We start from the raw sequence: 2001 nt of genomic DNA on the forward strand, positions 1-2001 counted from the left end.
CGACCAGATGGCCGCCGGCGCCAGCGGGCCGCCGTAGGCGCCCGACGCGTCGGCATCGGCATAGAAGCGCCGGTAGGCGTCCTCGCAGCGGCGGTCCGGGGGCGACAGGACCAGGCGTTCCGATTCGAGGGTGGGAATGTGCATCGTGAGTTTTCTCCTGGTGCTCCGTGGCCGCCGGCGCTCGGGACGGGACAGGGGCGGAAGCGGGGGAGGGAGAGGGCGGAAATGGACAGCGAACGGAGGCAAAAGGGTAACGCCCGTCGTGGATCGACCTACACGAGGTTCATCCGGTGCTGGATGGCGCGCCGATCGAGACGCCCGTACAACGGCGACACGGACCCGCCGGCCTGGATCGCCATGCCCGGGGCTCCGCCTCAAAGGACCCCCATGCTCGATCGACGCGCGATTGGAACGACTTCCCCGGCCCGGCTGCGCCGTTGGCTGGTGGCGGGCAACCTGGCGTTGGCGCTGACCCTGAGCGCGGCCGCCTGGCTGAGCCTGCGCAATGCCCGGGAAGGCGACGAAAGCGCGGCGCAGCTGACCGCGGAGAACCTGGCCGCGAGCATGAGCGGCGAGGTCGCCGCCGAGCTGCGCCTGATCGACAACGCGCTGGCCACGGTGGCCGAGCGTTATGCGAAGACGGCGCACGCCGCCGACCGGACCCGCGTCCTGGCGCAGATGCTCGACGAGCAGCGCGAGCTGCTCAGGCACGTCAGCGCCCTGCGGGTGGCGGATGCGACGGGCGAGGTGCTGGTTCACGGCGAGGCGCCGCCCACGACGCCGATCCGCCTGGGCGACCGCAGCTACTTCGACCGCGGCGCGCGCCGCGACGCCACCGTCGTGTCCGAGCCGCTGCGCTGCCGCGTCACCGGCGAGTGGTGCATCGTGGCCGCCCGTCGCCTGATCAACGCGGACGGCCAGTTCGACGGCATCGTGCTGACCGAGCTGACCTCGGCCCACTTCGCCCAGCTTTTCTCCGGCATGGAGCTCGGCCGTTCGGGCGCGATGGCGATGCGCACGAACGACAGCTTCCTGCTGGTCGCGCGCCACTCCGTGTCGGAGCCCGGCTCGGTCAAGGGCCTGGGCGAGGCCATCGTCTCCGACGCCCTGCGCGCCAACCTCAAGCGCAATCCCGACCGCGGCTGGTACGTGACGACCACCGCGCTGGACCGCGTCGAGCGCATCACCGCCTACCGCCGCGTGCCGGGTTACGCGTTCACGATGTACGCCGGCCTGAGCACCGGGGAGTACCTCGGCGCCTGGTACCGGCAATGCGCGGAACTCGCCGGGCTGGTCGCGCTGATGGTGGGTCTGATCGGCGGCATCTCGGTGCTGCTCTACCGCGGCCAGAAGCGCGAGCATGACGGCCGGCTGGCCGCCGACCGCACCGCCCGCGAGCAGGCGCTGATGCTGGAGAACGACCTGATCGGCATGGCGCGGCTGAAGGACCGCGTGGTGCTCTGGGACAACCGGGCGCTGGGCCGGATCTTGGGCTATGCGCCGGGCGAGCTGCGCGGCCAGTCGATGCGCGAGCTCTACCTGGACGAGGCCACTTTCGACCACATCGGCCGGGTCGGCTACGCGGCGCTGCGGGCCGGCGGCCGCTTCCGCACGCAGGTGCAGATGCGCCGCAAGGACGGCACGCCGCTGTGGATCGACCTGAGCGGCAGCCTGGTCTCCGAGGACGAGAGTCTGTGGATGCTGGTCGACATCGACGCGCTCAAGCAGAGCGAGGAGAAGGCCTACGGCATGGCCTTCCGCGATGCGCTGACCGGGTTGCCGAACCGGCGGCTCTTCGAGGAGAAGCTGGTGGACGCCCAGGCCGCCGCGCTGCGGGCGGACCGGGGACTGGCGGTCTGCTACCTCGACCTGGACGGCTTCAAGCCGGTCAACGACCGCCATGGCCACGAGGCCGGCGACGAGGTGCTCCGGCAGGTGGCCGAGCGGCTGCAGCAGACGCTGCGCGCCAACGACATCGTGGCCCGCCTGGGCGGCGACGAG

1 protein-coding gene is annotated in these 2001 nt (G+C 71.6%); it reads left to right on the forward strand.

The window, feature by feature from the left end:
- Positions 1 to 387 precede the first annotated feature (387 nt).
- Positions 388 to 2001, forward strand: a 1614-nt coding sequence (locus tag FUT87_RS24455; RefSeq protein ID WP_186830741.1) for a diguanylate cyclase, incomplete at its 3' end; no start/stop codon positions are given.

It is taken from the genome of Mitsuaria sp. TWR114 (assembly GCF_007997345.1).